The sequence below is a fragment of the Alloacidobacterium dinghuense genome, assembly GCF_014274465.1.
GTDB classification, from domain to species: Bacteria; Acidobacteriota; Terriglobia; order Terriglobales; family Acidobacteriaceae; genus Alloacidobacterium; species Alloacidobacterium dinghuense.
Window position 1 is genome coordinate 189186 of record NZ_CP060394.1, and the last position, 19227, is coordinate 208412.

General features: G+C 57.2%; 17 protein-coding genes and 1 other RNA gene. 14 read left to right on the forward strand and 4 right to left on the reverse strand.

The annotated features are described in order from the left end of the window. Nucleotides 1–135: 135 nt before the first annotated feature. Nucleotides 136–1650, forward strand: a complete 1515-nt coding sequence (locus tag H7849_RS00730) for a DUF8689 domain-containing protein (RefSeq protein WP_186743540.1) — start codon at nt 136–138, stop codon at nt 1648–1650. 72 nt (nt 1651–1722) lie between these two features. Here H7849_RS00730 and topA read toward each other — a convergent pair whose 3' ends face one another. Next, nucleotides 1723–4323, reverse strand: a complete 2601-nt coding sequence (topA, locus tag H7849_RS00735) for a type I DNA topoisomerase (protein WP_186743541.1) — start codon at nt 4321–4323, stop codon at nt 1723–1725. A 157-nt stretch (nt 4324–4480) separates the two neighbouring features. Next, nucleotides 4481–5680 (reverse strand): DNA-processing protein DprA, encoded by a 1200-nt coding sequence (gene dprA / locus H7849_RS00740; protein WP_349627448.1) that lies wholly within the window; start codon nt 5678–5680, stop codon nt 4481–4483. 101 nt (nt 5681–5781) lie between these two features. On the opposite strand from dprA, the gene H7849_RS00745 reads away from it, so the two are divergent. Next, a complete protein-coding gene (locus H7849_RS00745; protein WP_186743542.1) occupies nt 5782–6639 on the forward strand; it encodes a menaquinone biosynthetic enzyme MqnA/MqnD family protein in 858 nt (285 codons plus the stop codon). Nucleotides 6640–6687: 48 nt separating this feature from the next. Further along, a complete protein-coding gene (locus tag H7849_RS00750) occupies nt 6688–7359 on the forward strand; it encodes a YqaA family protein (RefSeq protein WP_186743543.1) in 672 nt (223 codons plus the stop codon). Nucleotides 7360–7511: 152 nt separating this feature from the next. On the opposite strand, the gene H7849_RS00755 is transcribed toward H7849_RS00750, so the two are convergent. Together H7849_RS00755 and ffs are read right to left on the reverse strand one after the other, a co-directional pair. After that, entirely contained in the window at nt 7512–8528 is a 1017-nt protein-coding gene (locus H7849_RS00755; protein WP_186743544.1) for a beta-ketoacyl-ACP synthase III, read from the reverse strand. A 139-nt stretch (nt 8529–8667) separates the two neighbouring features. Beyond that, nucleotides 8668–8765: signal recognition particle sRNA small type (ffs, locus tag H7849_RS00760), an RNA gene on the reverse strand. A gap of 114 nt (nt 8766–8879) precedes the next feature. Here ffs and rimO point away from each other — a divergent pair. The 11 genes from rimO (at nt 8880) to H7849_RS00815 (ending at nt 18927) form a co-directional block, all read left to right on the forward strand. Continuing rightward, on the forward strand, nt 8880–10373 hold the full coding sequence (gene rimO / locus H7849_RS00765; RefSeq protein WP_186747058.1) for a 30S ribosomal protein S12 methylthiotransferase RimO: 1494 nt from the start codon (nt 8880–8882) through the stop codon (nt 10371–10373). After that, a complete protein-coding gene (locus H7849_RS00770) occupies nt 10370–10600 on the forward strand; it encodes a DNA gyrase inhibitor YacG (RefSeq protein WP_186743545.1) in 231 nt (76 codons plus the stop codon). Before rimO ends, H7849_RS00770 begins: the two co-directional genes overlap by 4 nt. Beyond that, a complete protein-coding gene (locus H7849_RS00775; RefSeq protein WP_186743546.1) occupies nt 10584–11066 on the forward strand; it encodes a phosphatidylglycerophosphatase A family protein in 483 nt (160 codons plus the stop codon). The genes H7849_RS00770 and H7849_RS00775 overlap by 17 nt, the downstream gene beginning before the upstream one ends. A gap of 46 nt (nt 11067–11112) precedes the next feature. After that, a complete protein-coding gene (locus H7849_RS00780) occupies nt 11113–12153 on the forward strand; it encodes an SMP-30/gluconolactonase/LRE family protein (RefSeq protein WP_186743547.1) in 1041 nt (346 codons plus the stop codon). 154 nt (nt 12154–12307) lie between these two features. Next, nucleotides 12308–13084 (forward strand): J domain-containing protein, encoded by a 777-nt coding sequence (locus H7849_RS27225; RefSeq protein ID WP_186743548.1) that lies wholly within the window; start codon nt 12308–12310, stop codon nt 13082–13084. A gap of 149 nt (nt 13085–13233) precedes the next feature. After that, on the forward strand, nt 13234–14484 hold the full coding sequence (locus tag H7849_RS00790) for a competence/damage-inducible protein A (RefSeq protein ID WP_186743549.1): 1251 nt from the start codon (nt 13234–13236) through the stop codon (nt 14482–14484). A gap of 30 nt (nt 14485–14514) precedes the next feature. Then, nucleotides 14515–15159 (forward strand): glycerol-3-phosphate 1-O-acyltransferase PlsY, encoded by a 645-nt coding sequence (gene plsY / locus H7849_RS00795; protein ID WP_186743550.1) that lies wholly within the window; start codon nt 14515–14517, stop codon nt 15157–15159. Beyond that, on the forward strand, nt 15156–16163 hold the full coding sequence (locus tag H7849_RS00800; protein ID WP_186743551.1) for an NAD(P)H-dependent glycerol-3-phosphate dehydrogenase: 1008 nt from the start codon (nt 15156–15158) through the stop codon (nt 16161–16163). The genes plsY and H7849_RS00800 overlap by 4 nt, the downstream gene beginning before the upstream one ends. A gap of 20 nt (nt 16164–16183) precedes the next feature. Then, a complete protein-coding gene (ftsY, locus tag H7849_RS00805; RefSeq protein ID WP_186743552.1) occupies nt 16184–17140 on the forward strand; it encodes a signal recognition particle-docking protein FtsY in 957 nt (318 codons plus the stop codon). 2 nt (nt 17141–17142) lie between these two features. Then, a complete protein-coding gene (gene ribD / locus H7849_RS00810; protein WP_251106521.1) occupies nt 17143–18261 on the forward strand; it encodes a bifunctional diaminohydroxyphosphoribosylaminopyrimidine deaminase/5-amino-6-(5-phosphoribosylamino)uracil reductase RibD in 1119 nt (372 codons plus the stop codon). 3 nt (nt 18262–18264) lie between these two features. Further along, on the forward strand, nt 18265–18927 hold the full coding sequence (locus tag H7849_RS00815; RefSeq protein ID WP_186743553.1) for a riboflavin synthase: 663 nt from the start codon (nt 18265–18267) through the stop codon (nt 18925–18927). Nucleotides 18928–19227: the final 300 nt, after the last annotated feature.

The window sequence follows — 19227 nt, forward strand, 5'->3', positions numbered from 1 at the left end:
GTTGCAGCTTCATTTTCCAGCTAGAGATTGCCTTGGGAAAAGGTATGATGGCCCAACCGAAAATCTATAACTTACTCGGTTTAGTCCATTTACCTGGCTAGATTATAGTCTGTGGCAGAGCTGTAGGGAGGCGACTTGAAAGGGCGCATTCGACTGGGCGATCTTCTGATCGGGGCGAATCTCGTTACCGCCGAACAGGTGGAGAAGGCGCTCGATTATCAGGGGCAATTCGGCGGTAAGCTAGGCGAGTTGCTGGTAGAGACGGGCGCTTTGTCACAAGAGAAGCTTGAAGCGTTCTTATATCGCATGCCGACCGAGCCGCAAAGTATTGCTGCCACGGGAATTCATGATTCAGACCTGCTGACGCTGCTGATCAAGCTTATCTACGCAGGACGGTTGGAGACGGTTCGGCAGTTTGTGGAAGCTATTAAACTGCCATACCACATCGTGTTAGAGCTCATACCGATGGCGATCGACCGGCAGTTGCTGCGTGCCTTGGGCATGCGCGACACGGACAATCTGGTCGATATGAGCTATGCGCTCACGGAGGAAGGTCGCCGCCGCGCACAGGATGCGCTGCAGCAATCGAGGTATTCGGGGCCGGCTCCGGTAACGCTCGGTGAATTCACTGAAATGGTCAGCCGGCAGAAGCTTACGAACGAGACGGTGACCTATCCGCGAATTCGCAAAGCGCTGGGCGACCTGGTTTTTGACAGCAGCATGATTGAGAAAGCAGGTCCGGCGCTGAACGCCGGCAGATCGATGCTGCTGTATGGGCCACCGGGGAATGGCAAAACTTCGGTTGCTCTAAGTTTTTCCACTGTTTTTGATGATGTGATCTATATGCCCTATGCGGTGATGATTGAGGGGCAGATCATGCGTGTCTTCGACGCCAGCGTTCACACCGTGCTGGAGCCGCCGGTTGCGAGGGAAGATAATACATTTTCCTTTGTCCGGCAGGAGGAGTACGACACGCGCTGGGTGCCGTGCAAGAGGCCGTTCGTGATTGCGGGCGGAGAGCTGACGCTGGAGATGCTTGATCTGCGATACGATGCAGTGGCGAATTTCTATGAAGCTCCGCTGCATGTGAAGGCGCTGGGCGGGTGCTTCATTATCGATGATTTCGGGCGTCAGCTGGTGAGTCCGTCAAACCTGCTGAACCGCTGGATTGTGCCACTGGAGAGCCGGGTGGACTATTTGAAGCTGCATACCGGCAAGAGCTTTACCATTCCGTTTGAAGAGCTGATTATTTTCTCGACGAACATCGATCCCGAAGACCTGATGGATCCGGCATTCCTGCGCCGGCTGCCCTACAAGATTGAGGTGGGCGCACCGACTCTGGACCTCTACCGGCAGATTTTCGACAAAGAGTGCGAGTGCGGAGGCCTGGTTCTTTCCGACGAGATGTTCGAACTCATTGTGCTGAAGATCACGGAGGAAAAGGGCTTGGAACTTGCAGCTTTTCAGCCGAAGTTCATTACCGATCAGGTGCTGGCCACCTGCCGTTTCATGGACCAGTTGCCGCACTTTGAACCGCGATTTATCGATTATGCTATTGACAATTTGCGGGTGCACAGGCCGGGCGCCAAGGGGCCCGCTGCGGTTGAGTCGAGAAGTTTTGACGGGGCGTTGAGTTACATGGCGTCTTAGCACATTTTCGGCTTGGCTTCCTGTCTCGGGCGTCAGGGATGACGCCTTTGAGAGAGGATAGTCTTGAATCCGTTAAACAGCCTGTTCCACCAGCGGACCGTGGGTTTCGACGGTGGGTTTCTCAGCAACCGGTGCGTCGGCGATACGCTTTGAATAGCTGCAGGCCACGCCCGACTCTTCTTCGCCCTTCTTCTTGCGCTTCTTTGTGGTCTCTTCCTCGTCCGCTGCCGTGGGTTTCTTGTTATTCGGGCAGACAAGGTAGACACCGGACTTGAGGGTCTTCTCCATCAGATAAGGCGATCCGCATTCCGGGCACTTCTTATCGACCGGCTTGTAGTTGGCCGTGAAGTCGCACTTCGGGTAGTTTTCGCAACCGTAGAAGAGGTTGCCGCGGCGCGCTTTTTTCTCGACAATCTGGCCATCTTTGCACTTCGGGCAGACGACGCCGATGGTGTTCTGCTTGATGTACTTGCACTTGGGGTACGCCGAGCAGGAGATGAACTCACCGTACTGGCCTATGCGTTTGACGAGCTGGCTGCCGCACTTCGGGCACATCTCGTCGACTGGCTCGGGCGGTTTCTGCTGCTGTTTCTGATGCAAGCGGCGTACGGTCTTGCAAGGCGGGTCTTCGTTATAGCCGGGGCAGGCCATATACGGACCCCAGGGGCCGTTGCGCAACACCATTACGCGACCGCAGTTTTCGCAGTATTCTTCTTCCTGCTCGGCATCCTGACCCTCGGTCTGAAGGTTGGGCTTTGCCTCGAAATTTTCGCGCGTGTAGGTGCAGCTGTCTTTTTTCTTCTTGTCGTAGGAACTGCAGGCATAGAAGGAGCCGAACTTGCCCCACTTCAGCACCAGCGGCGAGCCGCAGAGCGGACACTTCTCGTCCGTGGCCTTCTCCATCCGCTTGATGTCTTCCATATGCTTGCTGGCATCTACGAGCTCTTCGGCGAAGTGGCCGTAGAAGCCACTGAGTAAGTCGGTCCACTTTTCGCGGCCATCTTCGATGTCGTCTAGTTCTTCTTCGAGGCGCGCTGTGTACTTCGTGTCGAAGATATAGGGGAAGTTCTTCACCAGCAGATCAGTGACGACAGTGCCGATTTCTGTGGGAACGAAACGGCCCGAACGACCGCCGATCTTCTGCACGTACTCACGGTCCTGAATTGTATTAATGATGGACGCATAGGTGGACGGGCGGCCGATACCTTGCTCTTCGAGTTCCTTAACGAGCGAGGCTTCGTTATAGCGCGGAGGCGGCTCGGTGTAATGCTGCTCGGGCTTCAACTCGTGGAGCTTGAGCGACTGACCTTCATTGAGCGCAGGAAGTTTGTTCGCGAGGGCTTCGTCGTCTTCGTCCTTTTTATCCTTCGCTTCTTCGTAGACCTTGAGGAAGCCGTCAAACTTGAGCACTGAGCCGGTGACGCGAAAGTCATAGTTTCGATTGGCCTTGGCGGCGATATCGACGGTGGTCTGGTCGAAGACTGCGGGCATCATCTGCGATGCGACGAAGCGCTGCCAGATGAGCTTGTACAGCTTGTACTGCTCGTCGCTCAGGTAGCGGCGGATTTCGTCGGGATGATGATTCACATCGGTCGGACGAATTGCTTCGTGTGCGTCTTGCGCGTCCTTCTTCGACTTGAAGGTGTTGGGTGTGGCGGGCAGATAGGGCGCGCCGAGTTTCTTCTTGATCCACTCGCGGACGTTGGTGATGGCTTCGGGCGCGACGCGCGTCGAGTCGGTACGCATGTAGGTGATGAGGCCGACGGTTTCGCTGCCGATTTCGACGCCTTCGTAGAGACGCTGCGCGACGCCCATGGTGCGCTTGACGTTGAAGCCGAGGCGACGCGCGGCGTCCTGCTGCAGCTTGCTGGTGGTGAACGGCGCGGTGGAGTTGCGCTTGCGCTCCTTGCTTTCGACACCGCGGACGGACCATGTTGCTTTTTTTAGCTGCGCGATGACTTCGTCGGTGATTTGCTGATCAGGCAGAGATGGCGCGTCGACTGTTTCGACTTTTGCGCGCTGGCCGTCGATGCCGATGAATCGCGCAGTAAACGGAGTTGATTCTTGTGCTTCGAGTTCGGCGTCGATGGTCCAGTATTCGACTGGGTTGAAGGCCTTGATTTCGCGCTCGCGCTCGACAATGAGGCGTACAGCAACGGTTTGCACGCGTCCGGCGGAGAGGCCGCGGCGCACTTTGTCCCATAGTAGCGGCGAGACCTGGTAGCCTACGATGCGGTCAAGGACGCGGCGCGTAGTCTGCGCGTCGACCAGATGCGAGTCAACATTGCGGGCGTGCTGAAAGGCGTCTTTCACGGCTTTGGGCGTGATCTCGTTGAAAGTGACGCGATGGATCGCGTTCTTCTTGACCACTTTGCTCAACTCGTCGGCAAGGTGCGCAGCAATGGCTTCGCCTTCGCGGTCAGGGTCAGGCGCGAGATAGACCTGGTCGGATTTTGCAGCGAGCTTCTTGAGGCGGTCGACGACTTTCTCTTTGCCGGGGATAACGATCAGCTCCGGCTCGAAGGTTCCGTCTTCAAGATCGACACCGATTTTGTTTTTGGGAAGGTCCTTAATATGTCCGACCGATGCTTCGACGGTGTAGTCCTTGCCCAAATATTTGCTGATCGTCTTTGCTTTCGCGGGGGATTCGACGATCACAAGCGCTTTGCTCATTTTTCCCTTCAATTCACGGGCATCGTTCGCCCAACTTACAGACTGCACTTAATTCTTATGGAAGCTATCACGGTTTGCCGCGATGAATCCAGCGCGCACATCTCTACAGACGCAGAATTCTGCGATTCGATACATGACATCAACGCTTTCGGGAATGTCAAAAACTTTTAACGTAGTTCTTGCCCGGAAGTTGTTTGATGCGCCCTGCAAGCTCCAGTTCAAAGAGTGCGGTGAACACTTCCGATGAACTCAGCTCAGGCTCCAGCTTTTCCATGATCTCGTCAAGTTGCAGGGCTTCGTCGTGGCGAAGCGCGCTCATGACCCGAGTCTCGGCAGGCGGCAGGGGAGCTTCCTCAAATAACGATGCAGCAGGTTGGGCTTTCGATGCAAACTCCCATTCTGCCTCAATTTCAAGGCGCACCTGTGACGGCAACTCTTCCCATACGTCTTCCCACGTAGCAACGAGCTTTGCGCCCTGCTTTATCAATGTGTTAGGTCCCCATGCATTCTTGGTCGTGACATTGCCGGGGACGGCGAAGACATCGCGGTTCTGCTCAAGCGCGCAGCGTGCGGTCACGCGTGTGCCGCTGTGCTCGCCCGCTTCGACGACGAGCACGCCGACGCTCATTCCGCTAATGATGCGATTGCGCTTGGGAAAATTTTGCGGAGCAGGGAATGTTCCCGTTGGCATCTCGGAAACGATGGCGCCACCGCTCGCGAGAATCTGCTCGGCGAGCGACTTGTTTTCTTTGGGGTAAATAACGTCGATGCCTGTGCCCCAGACGGCGACGGTTTTGCCTTTTGCTGCGAGCGCTCCCTTGTGAGCGGCGGTGTCGACGCCGCGCGCCATGCCGCTGAGAATGACCATGCCGCGTGCGGCGAGATCGCGCGAAAGCATCTCAGACATGCCCGATCCGTAAGGAGTGGGATGCCGCGTGCCGACGACAGCGATGGAGGACTTTGCCAGAAGCTTCGCATCGCCCCGTATCCAGAGCAATGCAGGAGCGTCGAAGATCTCGCGGAGACGTTCAGGGTAATCGGGATCGTTGTATGCGAGGAAGTTTGCGCCTGACTTGATGAGAGCTTCGATCTCTGTGTTCGCTGCGTCTAACGCTTTGCCGTCGGCAATGAACTGCACTGCCTGAACCGGGAATTGAAGCGCTTCTAGTCCGGTAAGTGGGAGATGCAGGATATCCTCGGCTGATCCTACTTCACGAATGGCACGCAGGACGCGGCGCGGGCCGAGACCGGGCGTGAGCGCGAGAGCGAGCCAGGAGAGACGCTCCTGGTCAACGAATTCTACTGCTGCTGGCGATTCTGCGCTGGAGGGCAAGGTGGAGTCGATATTTGTGGTCAATAGACACAGCCTCAGCGATGCTTTTCTCTTGGCGAATTTGCTCGGAGATTAGCCGTCACGCGAGGCAAAGTCAAGTTACGGACGCGTTGTTACACTAACGAGTGCGCCTACTGAAAATTGCTGCTATCAACTTTCTCAATCCCGCACCGCTGATGTGGGATTTTGAGCATGAGCCGGGCAAGAGCCGCCTGGCGGAACGCTATTCCATTCATCAAACTACTCCCGCTGCATGCGCGGATGAACTCGTCCAAGGGACTGCGGATATCGGGCTGGTTCCTGTGGCGACGTATGCATCAGAGCCGTCACTCGCTGTTGTTCCTGGATGCACGATTGCTTCTCTTGGAGATATTCGCTCGATTCTTCTGGTCGTGCGTCATGCTGATGGCGTGAAAGGAGTGCGCCGGATTGCGCTCGATACGTCATCGCGGACGTCAGCTGTATATACGAGGATCCTGTTTCACAAATACTGGAACGCGGCAGCAGAGTTTGTTCCGCATGCTCCCGATCTGGAGGCGATGCTGAAGGTTGCGGATGCGGCGCTGTTGATTGGCGATCCGGCATTGCTGGCGCTTGAGGACCGTGAGGCACGCGAGCAGCGCACGGGTGAGAAGCTGATGTATCTCGATCTTGGCCATGAATGGCATGCGCTGACTGGATCGGCGTGGGTGTCAGCCTTTTGGGCAGTGCGTCTGGAAGGACTGCGGGATGCGAGCGTGCGCGCAGAATCGCTGGTTCGCGATTTTCAGGAATCGCGCAATAACGGGCTTGCGCATGTCGACGATCTGGTGGCGGAGTGGTCCAGGCGGCTCGCCGTGCCTGCTCAGACGATTCATGCGTACCTGACGCGCAACATTCACTATCATCTCGATGCGGCGTGCCTCGAAGGTCTGCGGCTCTTCTATCGCTACGGTATCGAATGTCGAGCCTTGCCCATCGTTCCCGAACTAAGGTTTTTATAAAATTTGCGTCCCTGGCGACTCGGGCTTTAAAGGCGGCGTCAAACTTGCGTGGGCATCTTTCAGACTGCAGCGGCGGCGCACAGACATCTGCACAGGCATACCTTGCCCATTCCTCGCTGGCTGATTCATCTTGGTGTGCCAGGCGTTTTCGTTGTGTCTGTCATCGATGCTTCGGTCATACCTCTCCCATTACCGGGGAGCACGGATCTGCTGGTCCTGCTACTGGCTGCTCGGCAAAGTGTGTCGTGGCTGCTCGTGCTGGCTGCGGTGAGCGGGAGTGTGCTGGGCGGTTATCTAACGTGGAGCGCGGGGAAGAGAGGCGGCGAGGCGATGCTCGAACGGTATGTCCCGAAGCGTTTCCGCGATCCGTTGAGCAAATGGGTGAAGCGACACAGCGTGACGAGTGTTGCCACAGCTGCGATTCTGCCGCCGCCGATTCCCTTACTGCCGTTTCTGCTCGCGGCGGGTGCGCTGGGCGTCTCGCGAAAGCAATTTATCTGGTCGTTTTCGATCGCCCGCGCTGCGCGTTATGGGTTGATTGCGTGGGTCGGCGCAACCTACGGACGGCGCGTGCTGCGGCTCTGGGCGCAGTATCTTGCTGGGTGGGCGGATGTGATCCTGTGGGTGTTTCTCGGGCTGTTGATCGCGGCGATTGTGTTTGGGGTTTGGAAGTATCGGCATGATCAGAGACATGCTCGCGTGCCTGTGAGCGCTTCGTAATCGAGAGAACAATGTGGTGGGCTTTTTCCTTCGTGGTTCTCACCCTTTCGCAAAGAGAGCGAAAGGAGGGGGCACGCGTTTTTCGTGCTCCAAACTCGCAAACAACAGATCCTTCGCTACGCTCAGGATGATAAATGCGGTGAGTGAGCGCGCTAGATTTCCCAGCGAAGCAGGGCTGCTCCGGTGGTGAAGCCAGCACCTACGCTGGCGATGAGCACCAGATCGTTCTTCTTTAAGCGGCCTTCTTCGCGTGCCGTTTGCATGGCGAGAGGAATAGTGGCGGCTGTAGTGTTTCCGTAGCGATCAATGTTAATGATGACACGGTCAAGAGGCATGCCGAGGCGTTCCGCCGTCGAGAGGATGATGCGTTTGTTCGCCTGATGCGGAATGAAACAACCGAGATCGGTTCCGGTGATACCACAGCGTGTGAGTACTTTTTCTGTGGCTTCGGCCATTTTGCGGACAGCGTACTTGTAAACTGCTTGTCCGTCCTGGTGGACGTAGTGCATCTTCGTGGCAACCGTCTCCGCAGATGGAGGATTGAGGCTGCCTCCGGCGGGCATGTACAGAGAACAGCCGCCAGAGCCGTCGATTTCATGGAGGAAGTCGATCATGCCGAGTTCTCCTTCCGCCGCCGGCTCGATGAGCACTGCGCCGGCTCCGTCGCCGAAGAGGATACAGGTGGCGCGATCCGTGTAATCGAGGATGGAAGACATGGTGTCGGCGCCGATGACGAGGACTTTCGAATGCGCGCCGGATTCAACAAGCTTTACACCCGTCTGCAGTGCGTAGACGAATCCGGAGCACGCAGCGGAGAGATCGAATCCCCATGCGCCTTTTGCTCCCAGTTTGTCCTGTACAAGGCACGCGGTGGCGGGGAAGAGCATGTCAGGCGTGACGGTGGCGACAATGATGGCTTCGACTTCGGTCGGATCAATGCCCCGCTCGGCGAGGCATTGCTTCGCCGCTTCAACCGCCATATCGCTTGTGGCCTGGCCTTTTTCGAGGATGTGCCGCTCACGGATGCCGGTGCGCTCAACGATCCATGTGTCGTTGGTGTCGACCATTTTTTCGAGATCGGCATTGGTCAATACGCGGGGAGGAACGTAGGTTCCAAGGGCACTGATTTTGGCGCGTCGAGAAGTTTGAGGACGCACTGTAAGGCTCAAGGCTGCTCTCCATCTGCTGCAAAGTAAAGAATCATTTTCTCTGAGCGCTGCTTCGATGTCTATGAAAGGCGCAGTTTGTCCGGGATGGAAGTGTAATAGTTCTGTCTAAGGGAATTAGTTGCTGGCGAGAGAAAGCAAAATGTACCGGGCGACCTACTGCGCACACACTAGCCCGTTACCGTTGCTCCCTTCCGGGCCTGGCGGGGTTGGCGGGATTGAGTCGCGTAGGACCCGGCACATTCCTAATGATACCACCTCGGAAGGTGCTCGACGCGACGGTGCAAAGTCGGAGCGGAGGAAATCTTCCGGTAAAATGGATAGGTGACTCAATCTCTTCTCGATGACGCCGCTGTGAGTGTCGTCGATACCCCAAAAACCGTAACTGAGACTCCTCGCCTCAAGGTAGGCTTTGTGAGTCTTGGCTGTCCTAAGAACCTTGTGGACAGCGAAGTGATGATGGGCTTGCTTGACCGGGCAGGCGCGCAGATGACCACGTCTCCGGAAGCGGCCGATGTGCTGGTGGTGAATACCTGCTCTTTCATCGATACGGCCAAGCAGGAATCAGTGGATACGATTCTCGAAATGGCGCAGCACAAGAGTTCTGGCCGAGCGCAGAAGTTGATCGTTGCCGGGTGCCTCGTTGAGCGATATCGCGACGAGATCCGGAAGAATATTCCGGAAGTGGATGCGGTTGTGGGGACCGGCGAGCTTGAGAAGATTCTTGAGGCTGCGGGTTTGAATGCTCCGGTTGCTCCGGCTTTGCAGCCCGCATCGCCTTTCAACATTCTCACCGGCGTTACGGCGCGGGCCGAAGGCGATCATCGCGAATCGCAAGGGCGATTTGCGCGTAAGGAATGGGACGGCGCGAATGCTGCCCTGCCGCAGTATCTCTACGATCACACCACGCCACGCTTGCTCGCGACGCGCGGGCCTTCGGCATATATCAAGATTGCGGAAGGTTGCGATCATCCGTGCAGCTTTTGCGTGATTCCAAACCTGCGCGGGAAGTTTCGCTCCCGGCACTTTGAATCGGTGGTGGCCGAAGCCGAGCGTCTTGTTGCACAGGGCATACAGGAAATTACGCTCATCGGGCAGGATACAACCTGCTACGGCGAAGATCTCGGGCTGAAAGATGGCCTTGCCATGTTGCTCGATAAGCTCGCGAACATTGATGGATTGCGCTGGCTGCGCTTTCTCTACGCGTATCCCAACAAGATTACCGGGCGGTTGCTGGAGACGATTGCGAGGCACGGCAACATCTGCAAGTACCTCGATGTTCCCCTGCAACATGCTTCCGGGCCAGTGCTGAAGAGCATGAAGCGCGGCGCAAATGCGGATATTTTTCTGAAGACGATTGAGAAGGTTCGCGCGGCAGTGCCTGGGATTGCGTTGCGCACGTCGTTTATCGTTGGATTTCCGGGAGAGACTGAGGCCGATTTTGAGACGCTCTCAAATTTTGTTCGTGAGGCAAAATTCGACTGGCTTGGTGTGTTCGGCTACTCGGATGAAGAGGGCTCCGGCGCATTTTCATTGGGCGAGAAGCTTCCGGCAAAGGCGATTGAGCAGCGCAAGCGCGCTCTGATGCGTTTGCAGAAGGGCCTGAGCAAGAAGGCGAAGCAGCAGTGGGTAGGGCGGACGATGCACGTGCTTGTGGAAGGCGAATCTGCTGAGACGCCGCTGTTGTGGGAAGGACGCTCGCAGCTTCACGCGCCGGAGATCGACGGTACTGTCTACATCAATGACTTCGGCCCACTGGAATCGATTGTGCCGGGACGTTTTTACGAATGCGAGATCACCGAGGCGCATGACTATGATGTGGTTGCGCGCGTCATATCAGAAGCATGAGCAAAAAGGCTGCCCAAAAAGATCCTATCTTGCGGTGTCCCACGTGCAGAACGCTGGTGATGACGAGCGGTGAGGATTTTCCTTTCTGTAGCGATCGCTGCAGGCAGATCGATTTGGGAAAGTGGGCGAGTGGCGCCTATCGGATTTCCTCGCCGGTGCTCGATCCGGAAGTCTTGGAAGACTTGAAAGGATTGAAGCCTGGCCGCGAGCATGACGACGAGGAGTAAGACACTCTGGGCCTGGATTGCAGCCACCTTTTTCGGAGCAGGGTTTGGAAAGCCGGGCCCGGGAACCTGGGGATCGGTGGCGGCGGCGCTGCTCTGGCTCCTTATTGTTAGTTCCGCGCACCTCTCAGCCATTCAAACTGGAGTCGTATCCGGACTCCTTGCGTCGCTTGCCCTGTTGATCGGTATTCCTGCGGCAACGATTGTCGAGCGGGAAAGTGGACGTGAAGATCCGGGCCATGTTGTGCTGGATGAGGTTTGCGGTCAATGGATTGCGCTTGCTGCCGCTCCTGCGGACTGGCTCCATGCGCTACTGGCATTGCTCCTTTTCCGCGTCTTCGACATCATAAAACCGTGGCCAGCCCGGCAACTGGAACGGCTGCATGGCGGCGCTGGTATCATGCTCGACGATGTGGCTGCGGGTTTCTATGCATTGTTGGTCTTTCTTGTGATACACCGCTGGTGGTAAGGTTCTGCTTCTAAGAGAATAGGAAATGAGTCGCTGGTTTCGAGATATGGCCCGAACGACAAAGCCGAACCCGTCAGATACACCGAAAATCGATGCAGTCGTGCCAGGAGCGGCACTGCCGGGCGGGGAAGTCGAACTGGCTGGCTCGAATCTCGGCCCCCTCGCGATGCGGCAACCGGTAGCCATGCTTGGGCAACTGGCGGCGTCAGTTCTATTGAGCCGTCCCAAACGCCTGAAGCTGCGAGTTCCCGACGAGGCGGAGAGCGGGACGCTGCAAATTCTGCAGAACGGCGCACAGAGCAATTCGGTAAGGCTGCTGGTGGCGGGGATGATTGCGACGGATGTGCATGTGGTCGCGAATCCGGCGGTGGATAGCGAGGGGAACATCTACGCCACGCTATCCGGGCAACGCGGGCAGAGTACGCCGGTCTCCGTATTCCGCATTGCTTCGGATGGAGAACTGCGGCCCTTTGTAACCGGCATCATGAACGCCACCGGACTCGCGCTTGATCCGGAGGGCTTTCTTTACGTTTCCTCGCGCAACGATGGTACGGTCTATCGGGTCTCACCGAATGGCATTTATACGCAATTTGCTGAAGGCATGGGGATAGCCACGGGGCTGGCTTTCGATGCGGATCAGAACCTTTACGTAGGTGACCGCAGCGGCACGATCTTTAAGATCGCTCCCGACCGCCAGATTTTTGTTTTTGCCACGCTCGAGCCGAGCGTGGCTGCGTATCATCTGGCATTTGACCGTGATGGCACGCTGTTTGTCACCGGTCCGACGACATCGAGCTATGACTGCGTCCACGCCATTGATCGCGACGGCAACTCACGTGTGTTTTATCGCGGACTTGGCCGGCCGCAGGGTTTGGCTTTAGATATTGCCGGGAACGTTTATGTTGCCGCGTCATGGCATGGACGCCGCGGGGTTGTACGGATTACGCCCTCGGGAGAAGCGTCGCTGGCTGTGGCTGGTTCGGGCATCGTAGGACTGGCTTTTGTTCCCGGTGGCGATGTGATTCTCGCGACGAATACCGCCATGTATCATTTAGCTTTGGGAGTGGAAGGACTGCGCTCCTTCTGACATTTGTTTCGGCTCCCCCCTGCATGAAATGTGAAAGCATCGCCACCGGGTCTGACGCCATCTCCTCAGGACACGGTCGTTCTGAGAGGGTCATATTCGCGACGTCGGTGGAGGTTGCAGACGAGGGAAGGCAGATTGACGGACGGGGTATTGTTTGCTGCGTGATGAAGCGCTCAATGTTCTGGGGTTAGGTCCCGGCGCGACAACCACAGAGATCAAGGAGTCTTACCGCGATCTAGTGAAAGTGTGGCATCCGGATCGCTTAGGAAGCGATCCGCGACTGCGCCAGAAGGCCGAGGAGAAACTCCGGCAAATCAACGACGCGTATCGGGTTTTACAGTCTCCTCCAAAGCCGGATTCCATGCGTGTAGACGTAGTAGGTCGTCGCGATACCGGATCGTCTGCGGGCTCGAACAAGGGTGGTGCAAGATCAAGCAGAAGGATAGTCGGTTGGATTTGTAGCGGCTTAGGGATCACTGTTGTCGTTATAGCCGCGATGCTTACACTCGTGCATGACTCGCCGCGGGCTCAAGTTCCAGTCGCCCCGCAGGCACAGCCGCAGGGGTCAACCGGCGCGGAAAACCATATCGAGACTTCACCGCAGAAGCCGCCAAAGGTACCGCTGAAGAACGCGAACGGCTCAAATCATACGGCGGCGCGGTTCCGAGTCCGTCAGCTGTCGGATACGGAGGCAGCAGAACTGGAGTCGACCTGCCCGAGAGAAAAGGAGATGCGGGATCCTACTGCCTATCAGGACTGCGTCCGGGCTCAGTTGGGGGCGTTAGCCCCTGACATGTCGTCCCTCAGCGCGGATGATCGAGCCGGGATAGAATCAGCGTGCAGGAGTACAAAGATTCGAGAGGGTTCGGCTGCTTACAATCGCTGTCTGACGAGGATGATCAAGCTTCTCAATGAATCTTCTCGTCCATAAGCTGAGTCTCATAAAGTTCGGGGATCGTAAGACTGACTTTTGTTCCCGGTGGCGATGTGATTCTCGCGACGAATGCCGCCATGTATCATTTAACTTTGGGAGTGGAAGGACTGCGCTCTTTCTGACTCTCGCTTCTGCCCTCCGCACGCATGAAATGTGAAATTATCGCCATCGGGTCTGAGCTACTGACGCCCTTTCGTCAGGACACGAACTCGCTCTACCTCACGGAGCGGTTGAATGAGTTGGGCGTCGTTGTTGCGTTCAAGACCATCGTTGGGGATCGCAGAAAAGACCTGACGAATGCGATTCGCACGGCACTTGGACGAGTGGACATCATTATTACAATGGGTGGTCTGGGACCGACGGAAGATGACCTGACGCGCGAAGCGTGGGCGGATGCCCTCGGTACCGAACTCAAACGCGATGCGGACATCGTGGGACAGCTTTATGTGCGCGCGGCACAACGCCGCTGGCAGCTGACAGAAAATAATCTGAAGCAGGCAGATATGCTGGATGGCGCGCAGATGCTTGAGAATCCGCATGGCACCGCGCCGGGACAGTGGGTCGATACGGTTTTCGGTGCGCATCGCAAGCTGGGAATGCTACTGCCTGGACCTCCGAGCGAAATTAAGCCGATGTTCGATGAACAGTGCATTCCGCGGCTGCGCGAGATCGTGCCGCAACGATTCATCGCTACGCGCACTCTGAAGGCGGCGATGATCGGCGAATCGCACGCCGATGCGCGCATTGCGCCGATCTATTCACAGTTCACGGATGTGGAGACGACGATCCTAGCGCATCTCGGTGATATTCAGCTGACACTGATCTCTACGAAGTCGACGATGGAAGAAGCCGAAGCGCGCGTGAACGAATTGGCAAGCCTGATCGAAGAAGAGTTGGATGATCTGGTTTATTCTTCGGCCAAACAGAGCGAATCGCTGGAGCAAATTGTTCTTTATTACCTGGAGATGCGCGGCGCGACGCTTTCGGTGGCGGAGAGCTGCACGGGGGGATTAATCGCGGAGCGGCTGACGAGCATCGCCGGCAGCTCTCGATCGTTTCTTGGCGGTGCCGTTGTCTACAGCAACGAATTGAAGACGGAGTTTGCCGGCGTTCCGGAGGAGTTGATCGAAGAGAAAGGCGCGGTGAGCCGGGAAGTCGCGACCGCGCTGGCAGAAGGCATTCGCCGCCGCTGCCGGAGCACCTATGGCGTCGGAGTGACTGGAATTGCCGGCCCTGGCGGTGGAAACGAAGAAAAGCCAGTGGGGCTGGTCTACATCGCGATCAGTGACGGAGTGCAGACCGAAGTTGTTCAGAAGAACTTCTCCGGCGATCGAGAGCGCATCCGCTTCTATGCAAGCCAGCAGGCGCTCGACATGGTGCGTCGCCAACTCATGTAGGCATCTTCGGCTGCTACACTCATACTCGCAATGTTCGTTGTCACCTACTTAGTAATTGCGCTAGTAGCATATCTGCTGGGTTCGATCCCGTTCGGCTATGTGCTGGTGCGTCTTTTTCGCAAGGAAGATATTCGTGAGACTGGAAGCGGGAATATCGGAGCGACGAATGTCATTCGCTCGGGCGCGAAGGGGTTAGGCGCGCTTACATTTCTGCTTGATGCACTGAAGGGCTATGTTGCCGTGATGGCCGCGGGATGGTTGCTGAATCTGCATGTGCTGCAACTGGTTCCTTTGCAAGACGCTATGGCCGTTGCGGCTATGGCAGCTATCACAGGCCACATTTTTCCAGTGTGGCTCAGTTTTAGAGGCGGTAAGGGAGTGGCCACGGCATTTGGAGTATTTGTGGCCGTGGCATGGCTTGCTGCAGTTGCCGCGCTCGTGATGTTTCTGATTATCTTCGCGCTCACACGCTATGTTTCGCTAGCTTCGATTCTAGGAGCAGCTTCGTTTCCTGTCTTTGCCTTTCTCACGCCGCACTTCCCCTATTCAGGATTGATGATTGCGGTGATCTTGATTGTTCCGGCGATCATCATTGCCAAACACCACCAGAACATTCATCGTCTCCTGCGCGGCACGGAATATCGCTTCGGCAAGACTAAGGCAAGCGAGGCATGAGCCGCATTGCGGTGATGGGGACCGGTGCGTGGGGTACCGCGATTGCGCTGAGTCTTGCGCGCTGCGGCGACCATGATCTGACCTTGTGGTCGCACTCGTCTGAGGTGAGCGAGACGATTGCGGAGCGTGGCGAGAACGCGGCGTTTCTTGCGGGCTTTCCGATTCCAAAGACGATTTGCGTGACCTCGAAAATTGAGGAAGCGCTGCGCGCCGCTGAAATTGTTGTGAGCGCGATGCCGTCGCATCATGTTCGCGCTAGCTACGAGCAGTTCGCACCCCTTCTGCGTTCCGGCCAGATGCTGGTAAGTGCAACGAAAGGTATCGAAGATGAAACGTTGCTGCGCATGAGCGAAGTGATTGCGCAGGTGCTTGGCCAATTCGATCTCAGTCTGCCGGTAGGTGTGCTCAGCGGGCCATCGTTCGCGCAGGAAGTTGCAGGAGGTTCGCCCACTGCCGTTACGATCGCCTCGTACGATGCCGCGTTAGCTGTACGCATACAGCGGGAATTCGGGAGCCAGTCTTTGCGGCTCTATACAAATGATGATGTTGTTGGCGTGGAGCTGGGCGGCGCGGTTAAGAATGTGATTGCGATTGCTGCGGGCATTGTTTCTGGGCTGGGGCTTGGACATAATAGCGCGGCTGCACTGATTACGCGCGGTATTGCGGAGACAACGCGCCTTGCTATCGCATGTGGTGGCCATAGCGAGACGCTGTCTGGACTCTCGGGAATTGGCGATCTGGTGCTGACGTGTACAGGTTCGCTTTCGCGTAATCGCACGGTTGGGATCGAGTTGGGCAAGGGGCGCAAGCTGGCGGCGATTCTTGCCGGGCTGCATGGCAAGGTTGCTGAGGGCGTGCGAACGACCTCGGCGGCTCTTGGGTTGGCGCGTCGCCATCAGGTCGAGATGCCGATCACCGAGCAGGTAGCCGCGATTCTGCAGGAAGACAAATCTCCGCTTGAGGCCATGCGCGAGCTGATGTCGCGTCCGGGACGCGTCGAGTAGCTTGTTACACTCAAGACAGCATGATTCAAACGCTGTTTGGCAGCCTGAACGAACCAGAAAAGAAGAGCATATTCGACCGGATGAAAGAGGCGGTCACGCGCACGCGCGACAGCCTTGGCGAGCGGATCGAGAGCGTTATCGCGCTTACGCGCGAAGTGGACGAAGGAGCGCTCGAAGAGTTGGAGATGAGTCTGCTTGCCTCCGATCTTGGTGTGACGACGACCACTGAGATCATCGACGCGCTGCGCGAGCGTGCGAAACGTCAGCAGATTCGCGATGGTGCGGAGCTGAAAGAGCTATTGAAGGCGCAGATCAAAGGCATTCTTGATGATCAGCAGCGTCCTCCGCATGTTGTGAACTCGCCTCCAGAAGTGATCATGATGGTCGGAGTGAACGGCACCGGCAAGACGACGACTACAGGAAAACTCGCGGCTTATTTTCGAGCACAGGGCAAGAGCGTGCTGATGTGTGCCGCGGATACTTTCCGTGCCGCCGCCATTGAACAGCTTGAGGTTTGGGGACAGCGGAGCGGAGTCGAGATTATCAAGACGCGTCAGGGTGGTGATCCTTCGGCGGCGCTCTTCGATGCGCTGCAGGCGGCAAAGGCGCGCAGCAATGATGTGCTGATTGTCGATACTGCGGGACGCTTGCACACCAAGAACAGCCTGATGGCAGAACTCGACAAGATGCGGCGAACGACGCAGCGCATCGTTCCCGACGCTCCGCATGAGGTGCTGCTGGTGATGGATGCGACGACGGGTCAGAATGGTCTGCAGCAGGCGCGGTTGTTTACCGAGTCGGCCGGCGTTACGGGCATTGTGCTTACCAAGCTGGATGGCACGGCGAAGGGTGGCATCGTTGTCGCGATTGCGCGGGAGTTGGAGCTGCCTGTGCGCTTTGTTGGCGTTGGCGAGAAGATCGAGGACCTACTGCCGTTCGACAGTGCGGCATTCGTCGATTCGCTGCTTGGAGCTTAGCGTTGCCCAACGAAGCTGCTTTCCCTGCCGATCTGCAATGGATGGCTCGCGCGCTGGAACTCGCGGAGCGTTCAGTTGGGGTGTCGTCGCCGAATCCCGCGGTTGGCTGCGTTCTCGTGCAGCGCGATGGAAGCCTTGTCGGCGAGGGCTATCATGAGTACGACAAGCTCGATCATGCTGAGATTGTGGCGCTCAAACAGGCGGGAGAGAAGGCTCGCGGAGCAACGGCGTATGTGACGCTCGAGCCTTGTTCGCATCAGGGGCGGACTGGGCCTTGTGCTGATGCGCTGATCGCTGCCCAGGTGAGCCGGGTTGTGATTGCGATTGGCGATCCGAATCCTCAGGTGAATGGGCAGGGTGTTGCGAAGCTGTGGGCAGGCGGTATCTTTGTCACGACGGATGTTCTGCGGGATGAGGCGCGCGCTCTGAATGATGGGTTTGCGAAGTACATCCAACATCGTTTGCCTTTCGTGACGTTGAAGGCGGGTGTGTCGTTGGATGGTCGGATTGCTCCAGGTCATGTTCCGATGGGGCAGACGCATTACATTACGAGCGAAGCGTCGCGCGCGGCGGCGCAGCGGATGCGGCACGCTTCCGATGCGGTGATTACCGGCGTTGATACTGTGATTGCCGACGATCCGCTGCTGACGGATCGCAGCGGATTGCCACGGCGCAGGCCGTTGCTGCGGGTGGTGCTGGATTCCTCATTGCGATTGCCTGTCAGCTCGAAGCTGGTCAAGTCGGCGCAGGGCGACTTGCTGATCTTTCATGCATCGCCTGCTTCCGATCGTGTTTGGGGCCTCGAAGATGCTGGGGTTCGATTGGAGCGCCTCGAGGCGGTTGATGGTCATGTTTCGCTTCCGCACGTCTTGAAGCGGCTCGGCGAGATGCAGGTGCTGAGCGCGATGCTCGAGGCTGGTTCGCGCCTCAACAGCGCGGCTCTGGCGCAGGGGATCGTGGATAAGCTGTGTCTGTTCTATGCGCCTCGGTTTCTTGGCTCAGATGCTGTTCCGCTGCTGGCTGATGGCGGGCGAATCGAACCGGCGATGAAGCGCATCTCATGGAAGGCTATTGGCGATGATGTCTGCTTTGAAGGCTATCTTCATAACCCTTGGAATTAATCGATGTTTACTGGACTGATTGAGGCGACGGGAAAAATTTTGAGCGTTGTGGAACGGGCCGGGACGCGGCGGGTTGCCGTGTCGGCTCCCGGCCTGGCGGAGCGGCTGCGGACGGGCGATTCGGTTGCCGTGAGTGGGACTTGCCTCACTGCTCTGGATATTTCGGTCGATCCTCCGATGTTTCATGCCGATCTGGCGGCGGAGACGGTGGCCCGGACGTCGCTGGCGGGGCTCAGGCCGGGAACAGTGGTGAACCTGGAGTTGCCGACACCTGCGGGGACGCCGCTGGGCGGGCATGTCGTCCAAGGGCATGTGGATGCGACCGGGACGTTGCTGGGGCTTGAGCCGGTTTCGCCCGATGCCGATCCCTCAAAGACCGACTGGTGGTTGCGCGTGGCGGTTCCGGAGAGCGTGGCGCGCTATGTGGTCGAAAAGGGGTCGATTGCCATTGAGGGAATCAGCCTGACTGTGGCCAAATTCGACGGTTTAAGCGTCACTATTGCGGTCATTCCGCACACTTACGCGCATACCAATCTGCACACGCTCAAGGCTGGCGATCCGGTGAATCTGGAAGCGGATGTGATGATAAAGTTCTTCGAGCAGCGGCAGAAGTCTGCTCCTGAGTTCGAGTTGACGCTCGATTACTTGATTGCGAACGGGTATTGACCCGGGTATCCCCCTCCCCTCCTATTTTCAGGCTTCCTTTATTTTTCAATACTTTAGCGGGGGATCATCCCCCGCTATCCGTTTGATTCGAATGGGATTAGGGTGTTTCTAGTGTTTTCAATGCTTTAGCTGGGGGTCCCAGGAAAACCCAGCGCTAAAGCCACCTTAGCTCCACTGATCTTATTCACCGGCCTGAAGGCCAGTGCTTCTACCCCACCTTGCTTCGCAAGGCCTTCGATTTTCCGGAAGCTGCGTTTATGCCCTGCTGCACTTCAGCCGGATTCCCGCTTGCTGGCGGCC